Genomic DNA, 21757 nt, shown 5'->3' with positions numbered 1-21757 from the left:
ATCTGGTCAGAACGTGTAGTTCAGCCCGACGTTGACGAAGCGACCGATGGCGCCCGCCGTATGCAGCGACAGGTTGTATGGCCGGCCGCTGCCATAGGTGCTGACGTCCACCGGCGGCGCCTGGTTGAACAGGTTGGTCACCGACGCGTGCAGGGTCCACTGCTTGTCCAGCTTGTAGTGCACGGCCAGATCAGTCTCCAGGAAGGAGCGCACCTTGCAGAACTGCTCGGGCGTATTCCCGGCCGGGAACACGCCGTTCATGGTGCCGCCGTCCGCGCAGGTCAGCTGGCCGCTGGTCGGGTCGGTCAGGTTGTAGCTGGAAATCCAGTGCAGCGTGGTGGCCACCTCCCATTTGCCCTTCTCCCAGTCCACTTCCAGCTGCGCGCGGTCCTTCGGATTGGCGGTGTCGGCGCCGATGCCGGCCGGGCCGTGGCCGCCGGCCAGCTCGTAGGCCTGGCCGCCGATGTTCATCACGTAGCTGAACGCGTGGGCGATCTGGAATTCGGTCTTCAGCCGGCCGTAGTCGCCGAGGTTGAAGCGGTAACGGGTGTCGAACTCGACGCCGCGCGTGCGGGTGCTGTTGGCGTTGATCGGCGTTGCCGGGTAGTAGGCGATGCGGCCGACGCTCGGCGTGCAGGTGTAGGTGCCGCCCAGGCCGTCGGCGCAGTCGCTCGGCTCCGCCGCGTTGCGCACCGGCGTGCCGGACAGCGGGCCGCCGACGATCTGGTCCTTGACGGTGATCTGGTACAGGTCGATCGCCGTGCTCCAGCCCTTGACCGGTTCCAGGATCAGGCCGAGCGTGGCCGACACCGACTTCTCCGGCTTCAGGTCGGGATTGGTGGTGCTCAGGCCGATCAGCGATTCATTGCACGAAGCGATCACCGTGCCGCGCGGATACTGGCCGTTGGACAGGTAGCCGGACGGGCACAGCACCGGGTCGGCGTTGCTGCCGACGCCGCCGCTGCTGGCCGAGTTGCCGTTCTCGGCCGGGCCGGGCGCGCGGAAGCCTTTCGACAGCGTGCCGCGCAGCGCCACCGCGTCGCTCGGCATGTATTTGAAGGCGACCTTCGGCGTGGTGGCGTTGCCGGCCAGGCTGTAGTGGTCAAAGCGCACGGCGCCGTCGAATTCCAGGTTCTTCAGCAGCGGCGCGACGAATTCCAGGTGGGCCGAGCTGGCGGTTTCGGAACCGAAGGCATAGGCGCCGTTGGTGTGGCCGTCGGCATTCGGCATGGCCGGCGCCGACAGCTTGGTCTTGAACACCTCGGCGCCGACGCTGACCACCAGGTCGCCGCCGGGCAGCTTGGCCACCGGGCGCGAGCCCTGCAACGTGACGAAGTTCAGTTCCGAGGTGTCGTAGGAGCCGACGTCGCGGAAGATCGCGGCCAGGTCCTCCGGCGTGTTGGGGCCGTACACCAGGTAGGGATTGCCCGGACGGTTGAGCGCGGCGTTCAGCGCCGGCACGTTCAGGTTGCCGGTGCTCCTGCGGTCCAGGTTGTTGCGGGTGTAGCCGATGGCGGCGTCGATGTCCCACACCCCCAGCGTGCCGCGCAGGTCGGCCACCAGCCGGTAGGCCTTGGAGTCGGTGGTGATGTTGCGGTCCGGCGCGCCAGGAATCGGGCCGCGCAGGATGGCCGGCACGCCGAACGGATTGCCCGGGTAGTTGGCCGGTACGCGGATAGTCGGGATGGCGGTGCCGTCGACGTAGTGCGGCGGCACGCCGGACTGCATTTCCAGCTGCTGGCCGTAGGACGACGGGAAGTTGCTAAAGCCCTGCGGCAGCCGCACCTTGCTCTCGAACATAGAAGCCTTGAAGTCGGCCTGCCAGCCGCCGCCCAGATCCTTGGTCAGGCTGGCCAGCAGGTTGATGTTCTCGGTCTTGGGCTGGATTTCCTTGTACGGGTCGTCGTAGGCGCAGCCGCCGGCCGCCAGCTGCGCATAGCTGCTGCAGGCGGTGCCGGGGAAGAAGCCGAAGGCGGCGCTGTTGTTGGCGCCCGGCACCCGCGTCACGTTGGGATTGAGGAAGTATGGCGACAGCGTCAGCGGCGCGGTGTTCTGCGGCGTGATGACGCCCAGCGCCTTGTTGCTGCCGCCGTAGGCCGACATGTCCAGCGCCTGCCAGTCGCCGCCGTTCAGGCGCTGGTTGTAGCGGATCGGATTCTGGTGACGGTATTCGGCGCTGAAGTAGGCGTTGTAGCCGTCCTTGTCGATGTCGCCCATGCCGTGGCTGATGGTGGCGTGGCTGGTGCCGCCGCCGCCCTGCGTGGCGCGCCCGCCCTCGGCCGAGAGGAAAGTGCCGACCAGGTTTTTCTTCAGGATGACGTTGACCACGCCGGCCATCGCGTCCGAGCCGTAGACCGCCGAGGCGCCGTCCTTGAGGATCTCGATGCGCTCCACCGCGTCGAACGGAATGTTGGAGATGTCGACGAACGAGCGCGAGCCATCATCGGCCAGCGGGTACGGCGCCATGCGGTGGCCGTCGATCAGCACCAGCGTGGCGTTGTCATTCAGGCCGCGCAGCGAGATGCCGGCGCCGCCGGCCGCGAAGCCGCCCGAGAAGGTCTGGCTCAAGGTGCCGGCGCCATTGGCGGTGATGTGTTGCAGGACGTCGGCCACCGAGTTGTAGCCGGAATTCTTCAGGTCGGCCGCGGTGATCACTTGCACCGGGCTGGGCGTTTCTGCGTCGGCGCGGCGGATGAAGCTGCCGGTGATCTCGACCTTGGTGATCGGTGGTTCCGCCTGCGCCGTCGACTGCGCGCTGGCGGGGGTGACAACGCCGGCAGAAAAGGCGCCGGCGGCGATCAATTGCGTGATGGCCAGCGGAATGGCGTGCAACTTCCCAGACATGTAAGCTCCCTATTTGATGTGTTCAACACTCTCTGAAATGCTTGTTCACGCAGCGTCCTGCATTGGGCTAAACGGTTTAGATCGGGGCAAATATAGGTAGGCGAAATTTGCGTGTCAAACTGAAACTGCGCGCAACGCTTTGTTTAGCGGCTGTGCACGCATCAAACACAAACTTTGCAACAGCGATTGACGCGCGGCACGCATCCGGCATAGATTCATCCGATGTCCACTTGTCCGCACAGGAGAATTCGCCGTCATGCACCGTCCGCTTTTGCCCCGTACCCTCATTGCCAGCGCCGCCGCGCTGCTGCTGCACATCACCCCTGCCGCCGCACAACAGCAGGCGCCGTTCTCGTTCGACCAGGCGCCCGGCCACCTGCCGAAAAACGTGGTGCCGCTCGACTATGACGTCGCCATCACGCCCGACGTGGCGGCGCGCACGCTGCGCGGCAAGGAAACCGTCAAGCTGCTATTCCGCGAGGCCAGCGCCACCATCCAGTTCAACGCGCTCGACCTGACCTTCCAGCAGGTGCAATTCGACGGCAAGCCGGTCAAGAGCACGGTGATCGACGCCAAGCGCCAGATCGTCTCGGTCACGCTGCCCAAGCCGGCCGCGCCCGGCCAGCACACGCTGACGCTGGCCTACACCGGCAAGATCGAAAGCGGCCCGCGCGGCCTGTTCGCGCAGCCCTTCGTCAAGCCGGACGGCGGCAAGGACATCCTGCTGTCGACCCAGTTCGAAGCCACCGACGCGCGCCGCATGTTCCCGTGCTGGGACGAGCCGGCCTTCCGCTCGACCTTCCAGCTGACCACCACCACGCCGGCCAAGTGGGTGTCGATCTCCAACATGCCGGTGGCCGAGCGCAAGGTGCGCGGCGACACCGCCACCACCCGCTTCGCGCGCTCGCCGAAGATGCCGTCCTACCTGGTGGAGCTGACCAGCGGCGACATGGCCAGCATCGGCACCAAGGCCGGCAATACCGACATCAATGTCTGGGCGGTGCGCGGCCAGGAACAGTACGGCGCGGTGGCGCTGAACAACGCGCGCCAGATCCTGCTCGACTACAACGAATACTTCGACCACCCGTTCCCGCTACCCAAGCTGGACGCGATCGCCGTGCCGGGCGGGTTCCAGGGCGCGATGGAAAACTGGGGCGCGATCACCTACAACGACCAGACGCTGCTGGTAACGCCCGCGTCCACGCTGGACAACCGCCAGCTGGTGTTCAGCATCGAGGCGCACGAGATGGCGCACCAGTGGTTCGGCGACCTGGTGACCATGGGCTGGTGGGACGACATCTGGCTCAACGAAAGCTTCGCGTCCTGGCTCACCGCCAAGGAAACCGAGCTGCGCAATCCGAGCTGGCACGTGCGCGAGCAGGAGGACGCCGGCAAGGAGGCGGCGATGCGGGTCGACGCGCGCAGCGATTCCAAGCCGGTGCACAACCCGGTGACCGACGAGCTGGCACCGGAGAACGGCGCCGATGGCCTGATCATCTACAACAAGGGGCAGGCGGTGCTGCGCATGCTGGAAGCCTACATCGGCCCGGACACCTTCCGCACCGGCATCCGTGCCTACATGAAGGACCGCGCCTATTCCAACGCCACCAGCGTCGATCTGTGGAACGCGCTGGGCAAGGCCAGCGGCAGCGACATCGGCGCGCTGGCCCACCTGTGGATCAACCAGCCGGGCTTCCCGATCGTGTCGGTGAGCGCCAGCTGCGACGCCGACGGCGCGCGCACCATCACGCTGACGCAGCAACGCTTCCTGCTGCAGGGCAACGACGCCGCGCACCAGCACTGGAACGTGCCGCTGCGGCTGCGCATCGGCGCCGACGGCGAGGCCCGTTCGCTGTTGCTGACCGAGCCGGGCCAACGCGTGGCCGCCGGCCGCTGCAACCAGGCACTGAGCATCAACGCCGGCGCCGACGGCTTCTTCCGCAGCGCCTACGACGCCGCCACGCTGCGCACCAACGCCCAGCAATTCCGCAGCCTGCCGGCCGGCGACCGCATCGCGCTGCTGGACGACCAGTGGGCACAGGTCGAGCAAGGCACGCAGCCGCTGGCCGCCTACCTGGCGCTGGCCAGCGCCATGGGCGACGACCTCAACGAACGCGCCTGGAACCAGATCATCGAGGCGCTGTCGACGGTGGAACAGGCCGAGCGCGGCACGGCCGGCCACGGCGCCTTCCTGGCCTACGCCAGCGCGCTGCTGAAGCCGGTGGCGACACGGCTGGGCTGGCAGCCGGCGGCCGGTGAAACCGCCGGCGTGCAGCGCCTGCGCCGCAGCGTCATCGGCCGTCTCGGCGCCTGGGGCGACCGCGACATCGTGGCGCAGGCGCGGCAACGCTTTGCCGCCTTCCTGCAAGACCGCGGCAGCATCACGCCGGACGACCAGGGCATGATCCTGACCATCGTCGCGCAGAACGCCGACGCCGCCACCTTTGATCAGCTGCACGCGCTGGCCAAGGGCGCCGCCAACGAAACCGAGGTGCGGCGCTACTACGCGGTGCTGATGCGCGTGCGCGATCCGCAGCTGGCGGCGCAGGCGGCGCAGATCGCGCTGTCGCCGGAAATCCCGGCGCAGGCCGATGTGCTGCGACTGGGCCTGGTGTTCGCGCTGAACGACGCCAACCCGCAGCTGTCGTGGCAGACCTTCACCACCAACGTCGACCGGCTGACCGCGTCGAACCCGGGCAACCGTCCCGCCGTGCTGGCCAAGAGCGTGCCCGGCGTCTACTGGAACAGCGTGCCGCTGGCGCAGCTGGGGGAATGGGCCAAGGGACACCTGGAAGCCGGCATGAGCGCGACGCTGGAAGACAACCTGGCCTACGCGCGCTTCCGCCTGGATGAAAAGACCCGCCTGGTGCAGGCCGCCGACGCCATCACCGGCGCCACGCCGCACTAAGCGCGCAGGGAGGGCGAGAAACCGACAAAGTCCTCTAATTGGCGTGTCTCCACGTGTGCGATCATGGGCACACAATCATTACAGGAGACCTCCATGAAATTTCTCGCCCTCTTCGCCGCCGCCGCCCTGGCGGTGTCGCCGGCCTTCGCCGACAACGCCTCGCCCGTTGGTCTTTGGAAAAACATCGACGATGTCAGCGGCAAGCCCAAGGCGCTGATCCGCATCACCGAAAGCAACGGCGTCCTGCAAGGCAAGATCGAACAACTGTTCCGCGAACCGAACGAAGACCCGGCCCCGCGCTGCGACAAGTGCAAAGACGCCCGCAAGGACCAGCCCATCATCGGCATGACCATCCTGTCCGGCCTGAAGAAAGACGGCGACGAATACAAAGGCGGCGAAATCCTCGACCCATCCGACGGCGAGGTCTACAAAAGCAAGCTGCACCTGACCGACGGCGGCAAGAAACTCAGCGTACGCGGCTACATCGGCGTGCCCATGCTGGGTCGCTCGCAAACCTGGGTACGCCAGGAGTAATTACGGCTTGACGCCCCTGCCGGTGGCGGTCCACCACAGGCCGCCCATCAGGTGGGCCAGGTATTGCGGGTCGCGGTACATATTGCCGTCGTGGCCGAGCGCGGTGACGAAGACGCGGCTCTTGTCGACGTAGTGGTACCAGCTCAGCGGGTGGTCCTTGCCCATGCCGTGCGACACCTGGCCCGGCCAGATCTTGGTCGGGTCATAGCTGGCTTCGTCGACGTTGAGCACCGGGTTGATCTTGACCTGATAGGGATTGTCGAACACGTAGAATTCGTCGCTCCAGATCCAGTGGTCCGGCAGGCCGTAGGTGGCGGGGAATTTTTTGTCGGTCACGTCGATCACGCCGGTCTGCAGCATCGGGTGGTTGCCGGTGCGCCGGCCCACCAGCTTTTCATACCACGGCCAGACATTCGCCGGGATGATCAGCGAACGGTGCACCAGCATGGCGTTGCCGCCGTTCTTCATGTAGTCCTCGAACTTCCTGCGGCGCGCCTCGTTCAGTTCTTCCGGCGGCGTGTTCAGGAACATCACCGCGGCGTACTGGCTCAGGTCGCCATCGAAGACTTCCGGCTTGTTGGTGTAGGTCATGTCGAACGCATGCAGCTTGCCCAGCTTTTCCAGGCTGTCGCGGGCGATCGGGATATATTCGTAGTGGTACTTGCTGGGCATGGCCAGCACCAGGATCTTGTACTGAACGTCGGCATGGGCGCCGGCCATCATCATCACCCCGGCCACGGCGGCCAGCATGCGTCGCTTCATCGTCTCCTCCTTAAGTTAGCGCTATCATTTTTGTCATAGTCTACCCCAAGGTGATACGATTTGGCCAAATGAAAATAATTCTCAACTTCGTCGGCATCGTCGCGGTGATCCTCGGCGTACTGGGCATCTTCCTGCCGCTGCTGCCGACCACGCCGTTCCTGCTGCTGGCCTCGGCCTGCTTCGTGCGCGCCTCGCCGCGCATGCACCACTGGCTGCAAACCAACCCGGTGTTTGGCAAGTATCTGCGCGACTACGAAAACGGCCGCGGCATTCCGCTGCGCGGCAAGGTGTGGATTTTGATCTTCATGTGGGGCTCGATGGCCTACTCGGTGTGGCGCACCGAGCTGCCGTGGGTACGCATCCTGATCGTGCTGATCGGCGTCTGCGTCACCGTCTACCTCACCCGCTTCGTGCCGACGATGCGTATTCCGCCATCCCCTGCTGCTGACGAATGATGTTCATCAGCGTGCGCAGCGCCGGATGGGTGTGGCGCCGGCTGCTGTAGTACATGTGGAACGGCTCGCCCTTGGCGGCGTGCTCCGCCAGCACCACGCGCAGGCTGCCTTCCGCCAGTTCGGCGGCGATGCGCTGCTCCAGCAGATACGCCAATCCCATGCCTGCCTTGGCGGCCATGATGGTGGTGGCGGTGTCGGCGATGGTGATCGCACCGGGCACGCGCACACGACGGCGGCGGTTGAATTCCCATTTGTAGCTGGAGTTATCGCCGAGCAGCAGTTGCAGACAGGTGTGCCGCGCCAGGTCGTCGATGCTGCGGATGGCGTCGTGGGCGTCGAGGTAGGACGGCGCGGCGGCCACCACCCAGCGCTGCGTTTTGCTCAGCGGTACGGCGATCATGTCTTCGGGTACGTAATGGCCGTAGCGGATGCCGGCGTCATAGCCCTCGGCGACGATGTCGATCGGCCGGTCCTCGACCACCACCGTCAGCCGCACGCCCGGACAGCGGCGCGCGAATTCCGGCAAGGCCGGCGCAATCAGCAGGTGCGCGGCGTCGGAGAACACGTTCAGACGCAGCTCGCCGTGGCGGCCGCTGCCGGGGGTATCCAGTTCCGCCAGCGCGTCGCCGATCTTGTCGAAACCCTCCTCGATGCGGCGCGCCAGCTCGCGCCCCACATCGGTGGCAGAAACCGCGCGGCTGGAGCGGTTCAGCAGTTTGGCGGCCAGCCGCTCCTCCAGCCGGCGCATGGCATGGCTGACCGCCGACGGCGTCAGGCCAAGCTGGATGGCGGCCGCCTTGAAACTGCCGGTGCGCATGATGGTGAGGAAGACCCGCAAATCGGTCAGGTCAACGCGGTCGAATAATGACATGAATAGAACTCACTCTGACGATGAATATGGCTCATCCGCACAGCGTACCACGCGGTGTTATAAATAGCGTCTTTCCCATCCTCGGAACCAACACCATGAAGCAAAGAACTTTCGGCCGCACCGGCCACACCGTATCGGAAATCGGCTTTGGCGCCTGGGCCATCGGCGGCGCCTGGGGCGACGTGAGCAAGGAAGACGCCAAGGCCGCGCTGCACGCCGCGCTGGATGCCGGCACCACGTTCATCGATACCGCCGACGTGTATGGCGACGGCCGCTCGGAGCAACTGATCGCGGAGGTGCTGAAGGAGCGCGGCGGCGACAAGCCTTACGTGGCGACCAAGCTGGGCCGCCGCCTGTCGCCGCACGCGGCGGACGGCTACAACAAGCAGAACATGACGGCCTTCGTCGAGCGCTCGCTGGCCAACCTGCAAACCGACTGCCTCGACCTGGTACAGCTGCACTGCCCGCCGCCGGCGGTCTACTACCAGCAGGAAGTCTTCGGCCATCTCGATGATCTGGTCAAGGCCGGCAAGATCCGCCACTACGGCGTGTCGGTCGAAAAAGTGGAAGAGGCGCTGAAGGCCATCGAGTATCCCAACGTGCAGTCGGTGCAGATCATCTACAACATCTTCCGCCAGCGCCCCGCCGCGCTGTTTTTCGCCGAGGCCCGAAAGCGCCAGGTGGGCGTGATCGCCCGCGTGCCGCTGGCGTCCGGCCTGCTGACCGGCAAGATGAATGCCGCCACCGCCTTCGCGGCCGACGACCACCGCGCCTTCAACCGCAACGGCGAAGCGTTCGACAAGGGCGAGACGTTTGCCGGTGTGCCGTATGACGTGGCGCTGGAAGTGGTGGAAGAAATCCGCAAGCTGGTGCCGGCCAACGCCACCATGGCGGAATTCGCGCTGCGCTGGATTCTGATGGAGGACGCGGTCAGCACCGTGATTCCCGGCGCCCGCAATGCGGCGCAGGCGCAGGCCAACAGCCGCGCCAGCGCGCTGCCGCCGCTGACGGCCGACACCATGGCGGCGCTGCGCGAACTGTACTTCAACCGCATCGCCCGCTACGTCCACCACGCCTGGTAAGCGGCGCCGTTCAGCCCTGCTTGCGCCGCGCCAGATGGCGGTCCAGGCTGTTGGCGAAATGCTGGCGGTCGGCCTGGCTGAAGGCGGCCGGGCCGCCGGTGTCGACGCCGCTGCCGCGCAGCTCGTCCATGAAGGCGCGCATGGTCAGCATCTGCGCGATGTTGTCATTGGTGTAGAACTCGCCGCGCGGATTGAGCGCGTGGCCGCCCTTCTTCAGCACGTCCGCCGCCAGCGGAATGTCGCCGGTGACCACCAGGTCGCCGGGTTCCAGCAGGCGCACGATTTCCCTGTCCGCCACGTCGGCGCCGGCCGGCACCTGCAGCGCGCGGATGAAGCGCGACGGCGGCACGCGCAGCAGTTGGTTGGCCACCAGCGTCACCGGCATCTGCACGCGGTCGGCCACGCGGTAGAGGATTTCCTTGATGACGGCGGGACAGGCGTCGGCATCCACCCAGATCTGCATTACAGATCGCTCCACAGCTCGCCGTTGGGATTGGTGCGCGGCAGGTTGACGCCGAAGTGCTTGTAAGCCGCCGCCGTGGCCACGCGGCCACGCGGCGTGCGTTGCAAAAAGCCTTGCTGGATCAGGTAAGGCTCCAGCACGTCCTCGATGGTGTCGGCGGCCTCGCCGATGGCGGCCGCCAGGTTGCCGATGCCCACCGGGCCGCCGCCAAACTTGTACAGCACCGCCTCCAGCAGCTTGCGGTCCATGACGTCGAAGCCGACGGTGTCCACGTCCAGCATGATCAGCGCGGCGTCGGCCACGGCCTTGGTGATTTCGCCGTCGCTCTTCACTTCGGCGTAGTCGCGCACGCGGCGCAACAGGCGGTTGGCGATCCGCGGCGTGCCGCGCGCGCGGCGGGCGATCTCGCGGGCGCCTTCCTCGTCGATGTGGGCCTTGAGCAGCGCGGCGCTGCGGCTGACGATCTTGGTCAGCTCGTCGGTGGTGTAGAACTCCAGGCGGGCGACGATGCCGAAGCGGTCGCGCAGCGGATTGGTCAGCATGCCGGCGCGGGTGGTGGCGCCGACCAGCGTGAACGGCTGCAGGTCGAGCTTGACCGAGCGCGCGGCCGGGCCCTCGCCGATCATGATGTCGATCTGGTAGTCCTCCAGCGCCGGGTACAGGATTTCCTCGACCACCGGCGACAGGCGGTGGATTTCGTCGATGAACAGGACGTCGTTGGCTTCCAGGTTGGTCAGGATGGCGGCCAGGTCGCCGGGGCGCTCCAGCACCGGGCCGGAGGTCTGGCGCAGGTTGACGCCCATTTCGCGGGCGATGATGTTGGCCAGCGTGGTCTTGCCCAGGCCCGGCGGGCCGAACAGCAAGGTATGGTCGAGCGCCTCGTTGCGCTTGCGCGCGGCGGAGATGAAGATTTCCAGCTGATCGCGGATTTTGGCTTGCCCGACATATTCATCGAGGTGCTTGGGGCGCAGGGCGCGTTCGATCGCCTCTTCGTTCGGGGACGAGGGGGCGGCGTCGATGATGCGCTGCTCGGTAAAATTGTCGGTCTGTATGCTCATACAGCTATTTTACCCTGCCGCGGCCAGATACTACGCCCCCTCGCCAGCTGAAGTTTTTCATACCCCATCATGCATGAGCGGCTGCGCGTGGTTCGTGGGCCGAGCTTGGGCAGAGGCGCCGGCGGGTCGATTGCGCTGGATCAGCCTTTGGACAGCGCCTTGAGGGCTTGCTTGATGCCATCGGAGACGGAGGCGCCGGCGGGGACGGTTTTCAGCGCCAGCAAGGCCTCCTTGTCGGAGTAGCCCAGCGCCAGCAGGGCGTTGAGGATGTCGGATTGCGAGTCCGGCGCGGCGTGCGCGCCGCCGGCGCCGATGTCCGCGCCCAGCTTACCCTTCAGTTCCAGCAGCAGTCGCTCGGCGGTCTTCTTGCCGATGCCCGGCACCTTGACCAGCCGGCCAGCCTCCTGCAGCGTGACGGCCTGCGCCAGGTCGGCGATCGACATGCCGGACAGGATCGACAGCGCGGTGCGCGCGCCAACGCCGGTGATCTTGATCAGCTGGCGGAACACCGCGCGCTCCTCGGCGTTGCCAAAGCCGTACAGCAGGTGCGCATCCTCGCGGATGGCCTGGTGCGTGAACAGCACCACCTTCTCGCCCACGCCCGGCAGGTTGTAGAAGGTGCTCATCGAAACGTCGACTTCGTAGCCGACGCCCCCCACGTCCACCAGCAGTTGGGGCGGATTTTTTTCAAGCAGAATACCGGAGAGACGACCGATCATCGTGTAGGACCTTTAATGGGGAAGTTAACCGACCAGGCGGCCGCGGCGCATGCGCAAGCCGGCCAGCGGGCCGGTGGCGGCGACATTGGTGCCGCCGGCAATCAGCGTCAGCGTTTCGCGGCTGTGGGCGTGGCAGATGGCGATGCCGAGCGCGTCGGCGGCGTCGGTGCCGGGCAGGCCGGGCAATTGCAGCAGGCGCGCGACCATGTCCTGCATCTGCGCCTTGACCGCGCGGCCGGTGCCAACCACCGCCTGTTTGATTTGGGTTGGGGAATACTCGGCCACGCTCAGTTCAGCCGTCACCAGCGCGCAGATCGCCGCGCCGCGCGCCTGACCCAGCAGCAAAGTCGATTGCGGATTGACGTTAACGAAGACTTGTTCGATGGCCGCGCAGTCCGGGCCGTAGGTACGGGCGACTTCGCCCACGCCGTCCAGGATCACCTTGAGCCTTGTCGGCAGGTCGCCCTCGCCGCTCTTGATGGTGCCGGAGGCAATGTAGCGCAGCTTGCTGCCCTGCTTGTGGATGACGCCAAAGCCGGTGGTGCGCAGGCCGGGGTCGATGCCGAGAATTATCATTCAGGGATTGTATGCACTAAGGCAAGCGGCGGCAAGCTTTACCCCGCACGGCGACAGGCGGGGGTCTGACCCCGTACGGGGTCAGACCCCACGTCCGGGGTTGAATTTAGTGGCGGAAGTGGCGGGTGCCGGTGTAGACCATGACCACGCCGCGCTCGTCGGCGGCGTCGATCACTTCCTGGTCGCGCATCGAGCCGCCCGGGTGGATCACGCAGGTCGCGCCGGCGTCAACCACCACGTCCAGGCCATCGCGGAACGGGAAGAACGCGTCCGACGCCACCACCGAACCGGCCAGCGTCAGGCCGGCGTTCTGCGCCTTGATCGAGGCGATGCGGGCCGAGTCGATGCGGCTCATCTGGCCGGCGCCCACGCCCAGCGTCATGTTATTGCCGCAGAAGACGATGGCGTTCGACTTGACGTACTTGGCCACGCGCCACGCGAACATCATGTCCTGCAGTTCCTGCTGGGTCGGCTGCTTCTTGCTGACCACCTTGAGGTCGGCCAGCAGCACGTTCTTCGCGTCGGCCGACTGCACCAGCAGGCCGCCGCCCACGCGCTTGAAGTCCATGGCGTTGACGCCATTGCCCAGCGGGATTTCCAGCAGGCGCACGTTCTGCTTGGCCGACAGGATCTGCTTGGCGTCGGCGCTGAACGACGGCGCGATCAGCACTTCCACGAACAGCTTGGCCAGCTCGGTGGCCGCCGCCGCGTCCACTTCCACGTTGAAGGCGATGATGCCGCCGAAGGCCGAGGTCGGGTCGGTCTGCAGCGCGCGGGTGTAGGCTTCCACCGCCGAGCGGCCCAGCGCCACGCCGCACGGATTGGCGTGCTTGACGATCACGCACGCGGCCGGCTGGTCGAAGCCGCCCATGCTCTTCACGCATTCCCACGCCGCATCGGCGTCGGCGATGTTGTTGAACGACAGTTCCTTGCCTTGCAGCTGCTTGTAGTTGGCCAGCGCGCCCTCGGTCTTGACCACGTCGCGGTAGAACGCCGCCGACTGGTGCGGGTTCTCGCCGTAGCGCATGTCCTGCACTTTTTCAAACGCCACGTTCAGCTTGGCCGGATAGGCGCTGCGGCTGGCGTGGGCGCGGGTCGCGTCCAGGCTGGTCAGGTAGTTGGCGATGGCGCCGTCGTACTGCGCGGTGTGCGAGTAGACCTTGGTGGCCAGCGTGAAGCGGGTGTCGTAGCTGACGTAGCCGGGGGCGTTGTCGGTGGTCTTCATTTCCGCCAGCACCACGCCGTAGTCGGCCGGGTCGCAGATCACCACCACGTCCTTGTGGTTCTTGGCGGCGGAACGCAGCATGGCCGGGCCGCCGATGTCGATGTTCTCGATGGCGTCGTCCAGCGTGCAGGTGTCCTTGGCCACCGTGGCCTGGAACGGGTACAGGTTGACCACCACCATGTCGATGGTCGGGATGTTGTGCTCTTCCAGCTTGGCCACGTGCTCCGGGAAGTCGCGGCGCGCCAGGATGCCGCCGTGGACTTTCGGGTGCAGCGTCTTGACGCGGCCATCCAGCATCTCCGGGAAACCGGTGTAGTCGGCCACTTCGGTCACCGGCACGCCGTTGTCGGCCAGCAGTTTGGCGGTGCCGCCGGTCGACAGGATGTTGACGCCCATGGCGGACAGCGCGCGCGCGAAGTCCAGCACACCGGTCTTGTCGGATACGGAGATGAGAGCTTGTTTAATCATGGCTATGAATGACGAGGTGGTTAAATAATTCGGGAGCTCCGGCGGCGCGGCCGTCCCCAGCCACTCAATGCCGGATAGAACGGGCGCGCTTACAGCAGGCCGTGTTCCTGCAATTTCTTGCGCAGGGTATTGCGGTTGATGCCCAGCATCTGCGCGGCGTGCGACTGGTTGCCATCCGCTCGGGTCATGACCACTTCCAGTATCGGTTTCTCAACGGTCATCACCACCATGTCGTAAATGTTGGATGCCTGTTGCTCGCCCAGGTCGGCGAAGTATTCTTCGAGACTCTTCTGGACTACTTCCTGGATACTTTCTTTGCTCATTTTCTTATCGTTCGGCTAATTAATCTATAACGCTGGCAAATCGCCCGGCTTGTGGCTGGAGGCGTCTACCCTTCTGATGATGTGACTTTTTTGTCCACGCCCGCCACTGGTCAGGCGGCCTGCAAATCTTCAGCGAGGCGGTATTGTAACCGCTCGCCGTACCGCCATTGCGATTCAAAGAATTGGTCGACGGCAAGTAATTGCTCGTCAACGGATTCCAGCAGGTTCATTTTCTGGCGGAATTCCTCGCCGCCCTGCAGGTCGCGCACATACCAGCCGATGTGCTTGCGCGCGGTGCGCACGCCGAGGTAGTCGCCGTAGAACGCGTAGTGGGCGCGCAGGTGTTCGTCCATCAGCGCGCGCACTTCGTCCACGTAGGGCGCCGGCAGATGCTTGCCGGTGCGCAGGTAGTGATCGATCTCGCGGAAGATCCACGGCCGGCCCTGCGCGGCGCGGCCGACCATGACGGCGTCGGCGCCGGTGTAGTCCAGCACGAAGCGGGCTTTCTCGGGCGAGGTGATGTCGCCGTTGGCCACCACCGGGATTGAAACCGATTTCTTGACGGCCGCAATGGTGTCGTACTCGGCGTCGCCCTTGTAGCCGTCGGCGCGCGTGCGGCCATGCAAGGTCAGCATGGCGATGCCGGCGTCCTCGGCGATGCGCGCGATCGTCAGCGCGTTCTTGTTTTCGCGGTCCCAGCCGGTGCGGAACTTCAGCGTGACCGGCACGTCCACCGCGCCCACCACCGCATCGACGATGCGCTTGACCAGTTCCTCGTCCTGCAACAGGGCCGAGCCGCACCAGGCGTTGCACACCTTCTTGACCGGGCAGCCCATGTTGATGTCGATGATCTGCGCGCCGCGCTCGACGTTGAAGCGGGCGCAGTCGGCCAGATCCTTGGGGTCGGCGCCGGCGATCTGCACTGCCTTGGGTTCCATCTCGCCGGTGTGGTCGGTGCGGCGCGAACTCTTTTCGGTCGCCCACAGGCGCGGGTTGGAGGCCGCCATTTCAGACACCGCATAGCCCGCGCCCAGCTCCTTGCACAGCTGGCGGAAAGGCCGATCTGTCACGCCCGCCATGGGGGCGACAAAAACGTTGTTACGCAGTAAATGAGGACCGATTTGCACTGGCAATACCTGAATGTCGGGAGAAGGAACCTTCTATTTTAACCCAAGCCCTGCTCAAATAATAAGCACTATTTTTTATGAAATCGGCAAATGTGCAGTCTGGTCGTTATGAGACTGGGATCAGATGACGTCGTCCATGGCAGCCGGCGCGAGGTGGCCAACCTCTCCCCAGCTAGTGAGCGCCAACTTGTCGCCGGCGATGGTGAAGCGGTTGACGCTGGCGTTTTTGACCTGAAAATCGCGCGGGCTGTCGAGCTGGATGCCGCGCGCTTCGCGGTAGGCGCATTCCAGCACGCCGCCGTGGGCGACCACCGCGACCGTCTGGCCGGCGCGGGTGGCGGCGACGCGGCGCAGCGCGCCGATCACGCGGTCGTAGAACTGGCGGAAGCTTTCGGCGTAGCGTTCGCCGTGCGGCATGACGGCGTCGATATCGCGCGCCTGCCATAACTGGAAGTCGGCCGGGTATTCGTCCTGGATGTCCTGGTACAGCATGCCTTCGAAGGCGCCGTAGGCACGTTCGCGCAGTTGGGCATCGGTCTGCAGCGCGATGCCGGCATGGTGCGATGCCACCGCCTGGGCGGTTTGCATGGCGCGTTGCAGGTCGCTGCTGATGATGGCGTCCAGTTTTTCTTTGGCCAAGGCGCGGCCGAGGGCCAGCGCCTGGCGTTCGCCCTCCTCGTTCAGCGGGATGTCGATGTGGCCTTGCAGGCGGCGCACGGCGTTCCAGGCGGTTTCGCCGTGGCGGATCAGCAGAATGGTGGTGTCGGTCATTTGTAGGTATAAGCGCCGATCAGCTGCGCTTCATCGATGATGTGGCCATAAATGGCGTTCAATACGTCGGCGCCGGTGAAGCTGGCCGGCAGGTCGAGCCGTGGCACGTCCAGCGCGTAGAGACGGAAAATATAGTGGCGGGCGCCGCCGGCCGCCGGCGCCGGACCGGCGTAGCCGGGACGCCCGAAGTCGTTCAGGCCCTGGCGCGGCAGCGGCACGCCGAGGGCGGCGCACCGCGCGACGGCTGGCGTGGCGTCGGGGGCGGCGCGCGGGGCGATGGCTGGCCTGGCATCGGGAGCGGCGCGCGGCGCGAGGGCTGGCGTGACGTCGGGAGCGGCTTGCGTAGTGGGCGACGGGGCGTCTGGCGGAGCGTCGGCGGCCGGCAAGGCGCCGGCGGCGAGTGATGTCAGCGATGGCGGAATGTCCACCACGCTCCAGTGACAGAAGTCGCCGTCTGGCCGGTCCGCGGCCAGGCACAGCAAGGCCAGCGAAGCGGTGCCGGCCGGCACCTCGCTCCAGCGCAGCTGCGGGTGGCGGTTGCCGCCCGTGGCCAGTTGCGCCGACGGCATGGCGGCGCGGTTGCGGAAACTGTCACTGGCAAGCTTCATTGCTTACTTGGCGGTGGTTTGCAGCCAGAAAGTAACCGGGCCATCGTTGGTCAGCGACACTTTCATGTCGGCGCCGAACTGGCCGGTTTCGACCTTGGCGTGCTTCAGCCGCGCCTGCTCCACAAAATAGCTAAACAGCCGCAGTCCATCGGCCGGGGCCGCCGCCGGCGTGAACGACGGACGCGTGCCGGACTGGGTATCGGCCGCCAGCGTGAACTGCGGCACCAGCAGCAAACCGCCACCGATATCGGTCACACTGCGGTTCATCTTGCCGGCATCGTCGGCGAACACGCGGTAAGACAGCAGCTTCGCGAGCAGCGCGTCCGCCTCCTTCTCCGTGTCGTTGCGCTCGGCGCAGACCAGCACCATCAGGCCGGCGTCGATGGCGCCTATCGTCACGCCATCCACCACCACGCTGGCGCCGCTGACGCGCTGAAGCAGCCCGATCATGCCGACAGCGTCACGCGCGCGAACTTGCGCTTGCCGACTTGCAGCACGAAGGTGCCGGCCTCCAGCTTCAGCGCCTTGTCGCTGATGACGGTGCCATCCACCCGCACGCCGCCCTGGTCGACCATGCGCATCGCTTCCGACGTCGACGCGCACAGGTTGGCCTGCTTCAGCAATTGCGGAATGCCGAGCGGCGCGCCACTCAGCGCCACTTCCGGAATATCGTCCGGAATGCCGCCCTTCGAGCGGTTGACGAAGTCGGCCAGCGCGTCTTCCGCCGCCTGCTGCGAGTGGAAGCGCGCCACGATCTCCTGCGCGATGGCGACCTTGGCGTCACGCGGGTTGCGGCCACCGGCCACTTCCGCCTTCAGCGCGGCCACATCCGCGATCGAGCGGAACGACAGCAGGTCGTAGTACTTCCACATCATCTCGTCGGACACGCTCATGATCTTGGCGAACATGGTGTTGCCCGGCTCGGTGATGCCGATGTAGTTGTTCTTCGACTTCGACATTTTTTCCACGCCATCCAAACCTTCCAGCAGCGGCATGGTCAAAATGCATTGAGGCTCCTGGCCGTAGTCCTTCTGCAGCTCGCGGCCGACCAGCAGGTTGAACTTCTGGTCGGTGCCGCCCAGCTCCAGGTCGGCCTTCAGGGCCACCGAGTCGTAGCCCTGCATCAGCGGGTACAGGAATTCGTGCACGGCAATCGGCGTGCCATTTTTAAAGCGTTTGGTGAAATCGTCGCGCTCCATCATGCGCGCCACGGTGTAGCGCGAGGCCAGCTGAATCATGCCACGCGCGCCCAGCGGATCGCACCACTCGGAGTTGTAGCGGATTTCGGTCTTGGCCGGATCCAGCACCAGCGAAGCTTGCTTGAAATACGTCATGGCGTTCTGCTCGACCTGCTCGCGGGTCAGCGGCGGGCGGGTGGCGTTGCGGCCGGACGGGTCGCCGATCATCGAGGTGAAGTCGCCGATCAGGAAGATCACCTGGTGGCCGAGGTCCTGCAACTGGCGCATCTTGTTCAGCACCACGGTGTGGCCCAGGTGCAGGTCGGGCGCGGTCGGATCCAGGCCCAGCTTGATGCGCAGCGGGACGCCGCTCTGCTCCGAGCGCGCCAGCTTCTGGGCGAACTCGCTTTCAATCAGCAACTCGTCGACACCGCGTTTGGTGATGGCGAGTGCCTCCTGAACGTTGTCGGATAACGGCAACGCTTTAGAGGGAGCCGGCGGTATCGAAGAAGTAGTAGTCATGATTTTTTAAGCGGTAGATTCAGAAAAAGGTAGTCAGGCGCAGGAGTTTGTTATAATCCCCGATCCATCAATCTTGCCGCATGAAAACGAACAAAACCGATAATTAGAAAAAATAAAACGTTCCTGAATAGTTCAAGCGGCAAATTTTAACTGATTGCATGAACCAAATACATAAATTCACAAGCTCACGCTTGTTCAGTCTGCTAGGTTCTACGCGCAAGGCGCGCATCATCAGCGCCTCTGCTCTGTTTCTCGCAGTATGTGCTTTTGGTGCCGCCGGTGTAGCCCCACTCGCGCCTGACGCGTCGGATCTGCCAGTGAAAACTGTCCAGGAAGCCGTGGTGGTGCCGGACCTGAGCGCGCAGATCAATAGCCTGGAACAACAGTCGTCCAACGCCCACTTCGTCCACGAGGAAAAGATCCGCGCCGGCGACACGCTGGCCACCTTGCTGACCCGCCTGGGGGTGGACGACGATGCGGCCGAGAACTTTATCAAAAAGGATAAGGTTGCGAAAGGCGTCATGCAGCTGAAGGCCGGCAAGCGCGTGCAAGCGCAGACCGACGACGAAGGCAACCTGCAGTGGCTGCGCGCCACCGTGGTCGACGGCAAGGACGACCCGGTCACCAACATCAAGGTCACCCGCCAGGGCGACGGCTTTGTCGCCACCGCCGAGCCCGCCAAACTGGAACGCCGCGTGGAAATGCACGCGCGCACCATCACCTCGACGCTGTACGCGGCCACCGACTCCAGCGAAGACGGCGCCAAGCTGCCGGACACCGTGGTCAAGCAGATCATCGAGATGTTCTCCACCAACGTTGACTTCCGCGGCGACCTGAAACGCGGCGACAGCTTCAACGTGGTGTACGAAACCTTCTGGCAGGATGGCGAGTTCGTGCGCGCGGGCCGCGTGCTGGCCGGCGAATTGACCAACAAGGGCACGACCTATCAATCGGTGTGGTTTGAAGATCCGCAGAGCAAGCAAGGCGGCGGCTATTACAGCTACGACGGCAAGTCGCTGAAGAAAGCGTTCCTGAAATCGCCGGTGGAGTTTTCGCGTATTTCGTCCGGCTTCGCGATGCGCGTGCACCCGATTTCCGGCCAGTGGAAACAGCACAAGGGCATCGATTTCCCGGCCCCGACCGGCACGCCGATCCGCGCCGCCGGCGATGGCGTGGTGGACTTTGCCGGCACCCAGAATGGCTACGGCAATTTCGTCGTCCTCAAGCACTGGAGCAACTACACCACCGCTTACGCCCACATGAGCCGCTTTGCGCCGGGCATCAAGAAGGGCAGCCGGGTCAGCCAGGGTGACGTGATCGGCTACGTCGGCACCACCGGCTGGTCGACCGGCGCCCACCTGCACTACGAATTCCGCGTCGCTGGCGAAGCCAAGGACCCGAGCAAGATGAACGTGCAGGCACAGGCGCCGTTGACGGCCGCCGAAATGGGCCGTTTCAAGGTCTACGCCAATGACATGATGCACCGCTTCGCGCTGCTGCGCCCGGCCGGAGCAGGCGGCAATACACGGATGGCGTCAGTCTCGTCCAAATAAGCATCTCTCGAAACAGGCCGCCTAGCGGCCTGTTTTTTTATTATGATGCGCTCTTGCGCGCGCTGGTTCCGTGCGCCATCCCACACTTGATGAGGTCGCTATGAGTTTGTATATCGGTTTGATGTCCGGTACCAGTCTGGACGGCGTGGACGGCGCGCTGGCCCAGTTTGACGGCGACACTACCACCACGGTGGCCACCGCCTACGTCGCCTTTCCGCCATCGCTGCAGGCCGAGCTGATGGCGCTGCAAGCCAGCGGCGACAACGAGATCGAGCGCGAGGCGCTGGCCGCCAACCAGCTGGCGCGGCACTACGCGCAGTGCGTGGCCGAGCTGCTGCGCGAATCCGGCCGCGCGGCGCCAGAGATCCGCGCCGTGGCCGTGCACGGCCAGACCATCCGCCACCGCCCCGAGCTGAGCTATACGCGCCAGACCAACAACCCTGCCCTGCTGGCCGAGTTGTGCGGCATCGACGTGGTGGCGGACTTCCGCAGCCGCGACGTGGCTGCCGGCGGCCAGGGCGCGCCGCTGGTGCCGGCCTTCCACCAGGCGCTGTTCGGCAAGCAAGGCCAGCCGCGCGTGGTGGCGAATATCGGCGGCATCGCCAACATCAGCGTACTGGGCGACGAGGGCCGCGTGGTCGGCTTCGACACCGGCCCCGGCAACGTGTTGATGAACGGCTGGATCCATCGCCACCGCCGGCAGGAATACGACGCCGACGGCGCATGGGCGGCCAGCGGCAAGGTGCTGCCGGCCTTGCTGGCGGCATTGTTGAAGGAGCCGTATCTGGCGCTGCCGCCGCCGAAAAGCACCGGCCGCGACCTGTTCCACATGGCCTGGCTGGACGAGCGCCTGGCCGCGCACGCGCAAGCCGCGCCGGAAGACGTGCAGCGCACGCTGACCGAATACACGGCCGTCACGCTGGCCGCCGCCATCCAGGCCTATGGCGGCGGCGCGGACGCGGTCTACATCTGCGGCGGCGGCGCGTACAACAGCGTCCTGATGCAGGCAATCAGCGCCGCCCTGGGCAACCAGGTGCTGCTGGCCTCGACGCAGGCGCTGGGCGTCGCCCCCAACTGCGTCGAGGCGCTGGCGTTTGCCTGGCTGGGCTACCGCTTCACCGAGCGGCTATCGGGCAACCTGCCCGCCGTGACCGGCGCCCAGGGCGAGCGCATCCTGGGCGCCCTCTACCCCCGCTGATTGAGCGCCACGGCCAACCCCGGAGGATAGGGTCTGACCCCGTACGGGGTCAGACCCTGCGCGCCGCAGTGCGGGGTAAACGGTTGCCGCCCGCTCAGCAAAAAAAAACGGCGACCCGCAGGCCGCCGTCTTCCGTAACAATCCTAACTTACACCGAGAACGACGAACCGCAGCCGCAGGTCGAGGTCGCTTGCGGGTTCTTGATCACGAACTGCGCGCCTTCCAGGTCGTCCTTGTAGTCGATCTCGGCGCCCACCAGGTACTGGTAGCTCATCGAGTCGATCAGCAACTGGACGCCGTTCTTGACCATGGTGGTGTCGTCTTCATTGACGATTTCGTCGAAGGTGAAACCATACTGGAAGCCGGAGCAGCCACCGCCCTGCACGAACACGCGCAGTTTCAGGTCAGGATTGCCTTCTTCTTCGATCAGTTGGGCCACTTTTTCAGCAGCGCTATCGGTGAAGATGATAGGCGCTGGCATTTCAGCAACAGCATTCATTTCTTTACTCCCA

21 protein-coding genes are annotated in these 21757 nt (G+C 65.3%); 6 read left to right on the top strand and 15 right to left on the bottom strand.

What is annotated here, in order from left to right; translation table 11 throughout:
* Positions 1–6: 6 nt before the first annotated feature.
* Positions 7–2844 carry a TonB-dependent siderophore receptor gene (locus tag FHW58_RS25530; RefSeq protein WP_179675999.1) on the bottom strand — a complete coding sequence of 946 codons (2838 nt, stop codon included), beginning with the start codon at positions 2842–2844 and terminating at the stop codon, positions 7–9.
* A 256-nt stretch (positions 2845–3100) separates the two neighbouring features.
* Between FHW58_RS25530 and FHW58_RS25525 the strand changes: the two genes are divergently transcribed.
* A complete protein-coding gene (locus FHW58_RS25525; RefSeq protein WP_179675998.1) occupies positions 3101–5752 on the top strand; it encodes a M1 family metallopeptidase in 2652 nt (883 codons plus the stop codon).
* Positions 5753–5845: 93 nt separating this feature from the next.
* Positions 5846–6286, top strand: coding sequence for a DUF2147 domain-containing protein (locus tag FHW58_RS25520; RefSeq protein WP_179675997.1), 441 nt, complete (start codon positions 5846–5848; stop codon positions 6284–6286).
* Here the strand turns inward: FHW58_RS25520 and FHW58_RS25515 are convergent, their stop codons facing one another.
* Positions 6287–7048, bottom strand: coding sequence for a ThuA domain-containing protein (locus FHW58_RS25515; RefSeq protein WP_179675996.1), 762 nt, complete (start codon positions 7046–7048; stop codon positions 6287–6289).
* 68 nt (positions 7049–7116) lie between these two features.
* Between FHW58_RS25515 and FHW58_RS25510 the strand changes: the two genes are divergently transcribed.
* Positions 7117–7503, top strand: coding sequence for a YbaN family protein (locus FHW58_RS25510; RefSeq protein ID WP_179675995.1), 387 nt, complete (start codon positions 7117–7119; stop codon positions 7501–7503).
* Here the strand turns inward: FHW58_RS25510 and FHW58_RS25505 are convergent.
* Complete coding sequence (locus tag FHW58_RS25505; protein WP_179675994.1) at positions 7448–8374, bottom strand: LysR family transcriptional regulator; 927 nt, start codon at positions 8372–8374, stop codon at positions 7448–7450. The two genes, FHW58_RS25510 and FHW58_RS25505, sit on opposite strands and share 56 nt — an antisense overlap.
* A 95-nt stretch (positions 8375–8469) precedes the next feature.
* Here FHW58_RS25505 and FHW58_RS25500 point away from each other — a divergent pair, with 95 nt between their 5' ends.
* Positions 8470–9456 (top strand): aldo/keto reductase, encoded by a 987-nt coding sequence (locus tag FHW58_RS25500; RefSeq protein ID WP_179675993.1) that lies wholly within the window; start codon positions 8470–8472, stop codon positions 9454–9456.
* A 10-nt stretch (positions 9457–9466) separates the two neighbouring features.
* Here FHW58_RS25500 and FHW58_RS25495 read toward each other — a convergent pair whose 3' ends face one another.
* From FHW58_RS25495 to tyrS, 11 genes are all read right to left on the bottom strand, one after another.
* Positions 9467–9919, bottom strand: a complete 453-nt coding sequence (locus tag FHW58_RS25495; RefSeq protein WP_179675992.1) for a YaiI/YqxD family protein — start codon at positions 9917–9919, stop codon at positions 9467–9469.
* Entirely contained in the window at positions 9919–10977 is a 1059-nt protein-coding gene (gene ruvB / locus FHW58_RS25490; protein ID WP_179675991.1) for a Holliday junction branch migration DNA helicase RuvB, read from the bottom strand. Before ruvB ends, FHW58_RS25495 begins: the two co-directional genes overlap by 1 nt.
* A gap of 140 nt (positions 10978–11117) precedes the next feature.
* Positions 11118–11696, bottom strand: coding sequence for a Holliday junction branch migration protein RuvA (gene ruvA, locus FHW58_RS25485; protein WP_155463745.1), 579 nt, complete (start codon positions 11694–11696; stop codon positions 11118–11120).
* Positions 11697–11720: 24 nt separating this feature from the next.
* On the bottom strand, positions 11721–12272 hold the full coding sequence (gene ruvC / locus FHW58_RS25480; protein WP_179675990.1) for a crossover junction endodeoxyribonuclease RuvC: 552 nt from the start codon (positions 12270–12272) through the stop codon (positions 11721–11723).
* A gap of 106 nt (positions 12273–12378) precedes the next feature.
* On the bottom strand, positions 12379–13965 hold the full coding sequence (gene purH / locus FHW58_RS25475) for a bifunctional phosphoribosylaminoimidazolecarboxamide formyltransferase/IMP cyclohydrolase (protein WP_179675989.1): 1587 nt from the start codon (positions 13963–13965) through the stop codon (positions 12379–12381).
* Between the two features lie 89 nt (positions 13966–14054).
* Positions 14055–14288: a helix-turn-helix domain-containing protein gene (locus FHW58_RS25470; RefSeq protein WP_160989600.1), complete on the bottom strand. Its 234-nt coding sequence runs from the start codon at positions 14286–14288 to the stop codon at positions 14055–14057.
* A gap of 110 nt (positions 14289–14398) precedes the next feature.
* A complete protein-coding gene (dusB, locus tag FHW58_RS25465) occupies positions 14399–15415 on the bottom strand; it encodes a tRNA dihydrouridine synthase DusB (protein ID WP_179675988.1) in 1017 nt (338 codons plus the stop codon).
* Positions 15416–15535: 120 nt separating this feature from the next.
* Positions 15536–16186, bottom strand: coding sequence for a histidine phosphatase family protein (locus FHW58_RS25460; RefSeq protein WP_179675987.1), 651 nt, complete (start codon positions 16184–16186; stop codon positions 15536–15538).
* Positions 16183–16794 carry a YbhB/YbcL family Raf kinase inhibitor-like protein gene (locus FHW58_RS25455; protein ID WP_179675986.1) on the bottom strand — a complete coding sequence of 204 codons (612 nt, stop codon included), beginning with the start codon at positions 16792–16794 and terminating at the stop codon, positions 16183–16185. Before FHW58_RS25455 ends, FHW58_RS25460 begins: the two co-directional genes overlap by 4 nt.
* 3 nt (positions 16795–16797) lie before the next feature.
* Positions 16798–17244, bottom strand: a complete 447-nt coding sequence (gene dtd, locus FHW58_RS25450) for a D-aminoacyl-tRNA deacylase (RefSeq protein ID WP_179675985.1) — start codon at positions 17242–17244, stop codon at positions 16798–16800.
* A complete protein-coding gene (tyrS, locus tag FHW58_RS25445) occupies positions 17241–18494 on the bottom strand; it encodes a tyrosine--tRNA ligase (RefSeq protein WP_179675984.1) in 1254 nt (417 codons plus the stop codon). The genes dtd and tyrS overlap by 4 nt, the downstream gene beginning before the upstream one ends.
* A gap of 158 nt (positions 18495–18652) precedes the next feature.
* Here tyrS and FHW58_RS25440 point away from each other — a divergent pair, with 158 nt between their 5' ends.
* Both FHW58_RS25440 and FHW58_RS25435 read left to right on the top strand, forming a co-directional pair.
* Entirely contained in the window at positions 18653–20047 is a 1395-nt protein-coding gene (locus FHW58_RS25440; RefSeq protein ID WP_179675983.1) for a peptidoglycan DD-metalloendopeptidase family protein, read from the top strand.
* 100 nt (positions 20048–20147) lie between these two features.
* Positions 20148–21245 (top strand): anhydro-N-acetylmuramic acid kinase, encoded by a 1098-nt coding sequence (locus FHW58_RS25435; RefSeq protein WP_179675982.1) that lies wholly within the window; start codon positions 20148–20150, stop codon positions 21243–21245.
* Positions 21246–21393: 148 nt separating this feature from the next.
* On the opposite strand, the gene erpA is transcribed toward FHW58_RS25435, so the two are convergent.
* On the bottom strand, positions 21394–21744 hold the full coding sequence (gene erpA / locus FHW58_RS25430; protein WP_135199647.1) for an iron-sulfur cluster insertion protein ErpA: 351 nt from the start codon (positions 21742–21744) through the stop codon (positions 21394–21396).
* Positions 21745–21757: the final 13 nt, after the last annotated feature.

This window comes from Duganella sp. 1224, from assembly GCF_013408245.1.
Lineage (GTDB): Bacteria > Pseudomonadota > Gammaproteobacteria > Burkholderiales > Burkholderiaceae_D > Rugamonas.
This window is presented reverse-complemented; position numbering and strand designations above follow the sequence as displayed.